Here is a 5,220-nt window from a genome sequence, read left to right on the forward strand (position 1 = left end):
GATCGACAGGCAGTCCTGCAGCAGCAAGGCCGATGACGATGGCGTTGTCGCCGGCCAGCACAAGGTCGATCATGATGACTTGGAGAAGGGCCGCAAAGCCCTCCGAGGTGAAGATTTCCATGCTGCTCCTCTTGGGCGGGGACGTGCGCCGTCCACCATACTTCGGTCGCGACCACAACCCCGGCAAGTGGCGAGCCCGTGGTTGCCCCATCTGCCGTGCCGGGGCATCAAGGCGCCGATGGCCGCGTGGCCAAGGGAGGGATGAAGAATGACGATGCTGACAAGAGAGTTCGGCCGCACCGGCTGGCAGGTGTCCGCAGTGGGATTTGGTGCCTGGGCCATCGGCGGCACCTGGGGAGAGGTCAGCGAGGAGGACGCGCGCGCCGCGCTTCATGCGGCGCTCGATGAAGGCGTCAACTTCATCGACACCGCCGATGTGTACGGAGACGGGCGAAGCGAACGGATCATCCGCGAGGTTCTACGCGAGCGCGGCGGTGAGCGGCCGGTAGTCGCAACCAAAGCCGGCCGGCGGCTCAGCCCCCATGTCGCCGAAGGCTACAGTAAAGAAAGCCTTGAAGGTTTCATCGATCGGAGCCTTCAGAACCTTGGCGTGGAGACGCTGGATCTCGTGCAACTGCACTGCCCACCGACTGAGGTCTTCTACATGCCTGAGGTGTTCGGCGCCCTGGATGATCTCGTGGAGGCTGGAAAGCTAAAGCATTACGGCGTTTCGGTCGAAAAGGTCGAGGAGGCTCTCAAGGCCATCGAGTTTCCGAACGTCGTGTCGGTCCAGATCATCTGGAACATGCTCCGCCAAAGGCCGGCCGAACTGTTCTTTCCGCAAGCACTGAAAAAACGCGTGGCCGTCATTGCCCGAGTGCCGCTGGCCTCGGGGCTGCTGACAGGCAAGATGTCGTGCAACTCCCAGTTTGCGGCTGACGACCATCGTGCCTTCAACCGGGACGGCGCAGCCTTCGACAAGGGCGAGACGTTCTCGGGCGTGCCGTTCGACGTGGCGCTCGATGCTGTGGAGGCGGTCCGGACGGCGCTTCCGGGCGACGTGCCCATGGCGCAAGTCGCATTGCGCTGGTGCCTCATGGAGGACGCCGTGTCGGTGGTGATCCCCGGGGCCAAGAACCCTGACCAAGCCCGCTCCAACGCTGCTGCGGGCCGGCTTCCGCCGCTCGACGAAGGCACCATGGAGGTCGTGCGCGAGATCTATCGTTCGCGCATCGCGCCCCACGTCCACCAGCTCTGGTGAGTCAGGCTCGGGCGCGCTCGGGGGCGTCCGCCAGGTCGCCCTCGTCCACGTCCGGCTCCTCCTCAGCGGCGACCCCTTGGTCGAGAAGCTTCTCGACCTCGGCCAAGTCGTTTGCGTCGTCAGGGCCCGTGCCAAAGCGCTCGGCAACATCGGGCGCGTAGCGGAGAAGATCAGACTTGAGCTTGAGCAGGGACAAGTCCTTGGTCTTGCTTTCGAGCATGACGTCGAAATCGAGGTGCTTGGCTTCTCGCATGAAGGTCGCGAACTCGAAGGGATTGGTAAAGTCGGCGTGGCCGGTCCAGATCGGGGGCACGAGCACGGTCTTGACGCGGGAGGTGGCCTTGACGGGCGCCCCGAGAAGTTGCCCTTTTAACTCCTTGCCGGCCTTGAGCGTTTCTCTGTCCTTGTCGGTCACCTTGCGCTTCACCTCGCGCATCTCGGTCCGGGGCGACGAAAAGTGAATCTTGGGCCTCACGCCCTCTGGCCAGGAGCGAACGAAGCTTTCCAGGGTAGGGCGCAACGCCAGACCCTCCGGGTTCAGGCACCAGAAGTGCTGGTAATCGAAGACGAGCGGCACGCCGCAGCGTTCATGGATCCAGAGGACGTCGCCCGCTCCGAAGCGGATGTCGTCGTTCTCCAGCACCAGCCGGCGCCGGACATGCTCTGGGCACTGGTCGTAGCCCTGGATCCACCGTGCCCGGCTTTCCTCGCGGTCACCATAGACGCCGCCGACATGGGTGACCAGTACCGCCTCTGGCCCCAAACCCATGCGGTCCAGCATCTCGGCCTGCGAGGACAGGTCCCAGATGCTCTTTCTGGTCAGTTCGGGGTCGGGGCTGTTGAGGAGCACGAACTGGGAGGGATGGAACGACAGCCTGATGTCGAGATCGCGCGCCTTTCGTCCGAAGGTCGCAAGATCCGCGTCGCTCTCGGCCACCATGTCGTGGAACTGTGGCATGTCCGGATGGGTGGCATAGGGAGCCAGATCGGACGACATGCGGTACATGTCCACTTCGATCTTTACCAAGTAGTCGAGGATGGCGTCGACGTACTCCAGCGACGTCCTGAGATGCGGGCCCTTGCGCCAGCCCCGGGTGTCGTTGCTCTTGAGATCGGGCCGCCCCATTACCTTCACCGGAAAGCCGAGCCGTAAGGGTCTTGCACTCATTCGGGTACCTGTTCGTCGGGAAAGCCGATGCCGGCGATGAAATGGTTCCAGTCCGCGGGACGCAGGGCTCCGCCGGTGGCCTGGGAATGCCCGCTCCCGTACTCCTCGCCTGCGCCCGGCGGCTTTTGGGTGGCCAGGAAACGGATCAGGTCGGTTCCCGTCGTGGTGCGCGCCGCGAAATGCACCCAGCCGTCCCGATAGCCCGTGTTCGCCGCGATCACGATCTTGTCCTTCAGCCGGCCGCGCCACTGCTGAGCGATAAGAGGGTGGATCTGGCACGGAGAGGAGAACCGGATCAGGGCGACGTCGCCCCTGATCTTTGGGGCGATCCTCTTTGCGCCGTCCAGGGCCGCCGCCACTTCGGACTTGGCGGCCAGGAGTTGATCGAGTTCGGGATGATCGCCCGAGAGTAGCTCCTTGGGTGAGTCGCACTTGAGAAGAAGGGCTAAGGCCGCAGATGCGTCGGCCGATGCTGTTCGCCGCGGCGCGTTCACCAGAGACACCGCTTTTCGGAGCGCCGTCTTCCCGTAGCGTCCTTGGGCCTCAGTCATTTCGGCAAACCCGGCTTCTTCGGCCATGTCTCCGACCAGCCCCATTGCGGCAAGCCAGAGCAGATCCTGGGCCGTCCCGAGCGCCTGAGCGCACCAATAGGCCAGCAGGGCCGATGTCGGTTCGGGGTTCCAAGCATTGCCCGAGATGACGATGGCTTGTCCCGGAACGCCCGTGGGAACATGATGATCGATGAGAATTGTCGGTGTGCCGGGCAGGGGGTCGCCGTCGCGAACGCCCAGGTCGGTGACGATGAGCCCGCCGGGTTGGCGCTTCTCCAGCTCTGATCTTAGAGCGGGTGACCACGGGTTCTCGCCCTTGCCGGTGATGCGAACCTCGACGGGCTTTCCGGCCTGCTCAAGACTTCGGGCCAGTATGGCCGCCGCCGATAGCCCGTCCGCATCGAAGTGGCCCAACACCAGGATGGGTCTGTCAGGATCGAATCGCGCCAGCGCGGCCAGAAAAGCTGGAGCTATGTCGCTGCGGGTTTGGATGAATGTATCGAGCACCACGCTCAACGATCTTGGCCTTCATCTGGTTCATCGTGCCTGCGGTGGTTCGGACGACGGTCACCGCCGTAAGTGCGGCCTCCCCGTATGGAAGGGCAGGACGCTTGTTTCGCGGCTCCTATACCGTTTGATGCAATGCAGGGACGTGCATCACGTGAAGTACAACAGTCGGGCATTCGGCAGATGCGTCGCAAGCTCCCGGTCGAAGAAGGTTCGGATCGCCTTCATCGTGGGTGGATCGTAAACCTGCTTGATCGAGCCGAACTTGGTCCGCTTCTCCGAACGCCCCGAGCCGCTCATGTCCAGATCCGAGCCTGGATACCACGAGGACAGCACATCTTTGGATGAGGAGGTGTACCGGTGTGTGATGAGTTCGACCGTAAGATCGGGGTCGAGGCCAGCGAGGGCACGGGAGGTCTGCTGGATCAGTGAGGAATAGGCCTCCTCCCAGCCGGGTGCGGCGATGATGGGCGCGATCGTCAGTCCGACACGGTAATCCGCCTCGGCCATCCGGCGCAGGGCCCGAAGACGGGCGGCCACAGGGGCTGTGCCCCCTTCATGCCGGGCGTAGGCCGCCGGGTTGACCGACACACGCATCCGGGTGCGCCTGTTGTGTGCGAGGCCGATCAGGGGATCGACGGCGTCGTACTTGGTCGTGAACCGGAGTTGGGCCTCGGCATCCCACGACCCGAACCAGCTGACGAGGGCAGACAGCGACCCTGTCAGGTGCTCCATGGCCAGCGGGTCCGTGTAGCAGGACGCCTCGTAGGTGGTCCCCTCGATCGCTCTTGCGGCTTGTCGGGATGTCACTGCGCCTAGGCCGAGATGCTTGGGAAGCTGCTCCAGAATATCGGGCAGATTGGCGTAGACCCGGGTGATCGGTGGTCCTTTCAGCGACCCTGCCAAATAGCAGTAGGTGCAATGCGCGGGGCACCCCTCAGCCAAGTCGACGCGCCAGTCCGCGCTGGGCGCGATCGGCTGGAGGCGCAGCTTGGAGGGGGGTGCGACGACGACAGCCAAGGTCGCCTTCGCATCCGCATAGGCCCGTCGTGGATCCTCTGCCGCCTGGAGCGTCAGCCGATCGGATGGCAGTTCCACGACGTTCAGACCCAACGAGGCCGCACGGGCCGCTATGCCACGTCCATGATCCCACCCCATCGCTGCCCGGGTGATCAGGACCCGCTTGGGACGCCACAGGGCTGTGGGCCGAGCCGTATGCGGTTGGACATCCTCATACAGATCAACGTCGTTTCCAGCGGGTTCCTCTGTGCGGGTCGGGGCGTGCTGGGGATCTGATGGAGCCATGACGGTCCTGACGATTGCGAGGGAGGACACAGGCCAACGCGCGATCCGCCAGATAGGGTTCCAGCTGGACGGACGAGGGACATAGGGCGGAGGCTAGGCTTCTTGGGCGTGCCTGATCTTGATGACTGCCATTGATGCGAAGAAAATACGCTGCGCTGTGGGAGGCATCAGAAGTTCCGCCTGCATTCCCCAACGTCATCGTGCGAAGATAAGGTTAAGACTTGTGCGATACAGAGACTAGCTCTATAGACGGCCTCCACAAGCGCTGTTCCTTACAGGGTTTGTTCAAAGGTTCTGGTTTGGGCAGATAGGCGTATGCATCCGTGTCGGATGTTCATGCTGGGCCGAGGCGGGATCTCTGGGCTTTTTGACATGAGTAACGCAATGAAGGGATATGCGGGCGGCTTTTGGGTCTGATCGACGGACTG

General features: G+C 63.3%; 4 protein-coding genes. 1 reads left to right on the forward strand and 3 read right to left on the reverse strand.

From position 1 onward, the window contains the following. Positions 1-268 precede the first annotated feature (268 nt). Positions 269-1,261 (forward strand): aldo/keto reductase, encoded by a 993-nt coding sequence (locus FHG66_RS20995; protein WP_218013942.1) that lies wholly within the window; start codon positions 269-271, stop codon positions 1,259-1,261. A 1-nt stretch (position 1,262) separates the two neighbouring features. Here the strand turns inward: FHG66_RS20995 and uvsE are convergent, their stop codons facing one another. The 3 genes from uvsE to FHG66_RS21010 all read right to left on the reverse strand — a co-directional run bounded on the left by uvsE (position 1,263) and on the right by FHG66_RS21010 (position 4,792). Then, positions 1,263-2,429 (reverse strand): UV DNA damage repair endonuclease UvsE, encoded by a 1,167-nt coding sequence (gene uvsE / locus FHG66_RS21000; protein WP_139079096.1) that lies wholly within the window; start codon positions 2,427-2,429, stop codon positions 1,263-1,265. Continuing rightward, positions 2,426-3,487, reverse strand: a complete 1,062-nt coding sequence (locus FHG66_RS21005; protein ID WP_218013943.1) for a DHH family phosphoesterase — start codon at positions 3,485-3,487, stop codon at positions 2,426-2,428. Before FHG66_RS21005 ends, uvsE begins: the two co-directional genes overlap by 4 nt. Before the next feature lie 150 nt (positions 3,488-3,637). Further along, on the reverse strand, positions 3,638-4,792 hold the full coding sequence (locus FHG66_RS21010) for an SPL family radical SAM protein (RefSeq protein ID WP_342777500.1): 1,155 nt from the start codon (positions 4,790-4,792) through the stop codon (positions 3,638-3,640). Between the last annotated feature and the right edge of the window lie 428 nt (positions 4,793-5,220).

The sequence above is a fragment of the Rubellimicrobium rubrum genome, assembly GCF_006152115.1.
Taxonomy (GTDB): Bacteria; Pseudomonadota; Alphaproteobacteria; order Rhodobacterales; family Rhodobacteraceae; genus Rubellimicrobium; species Rubellimicrobium rubrum.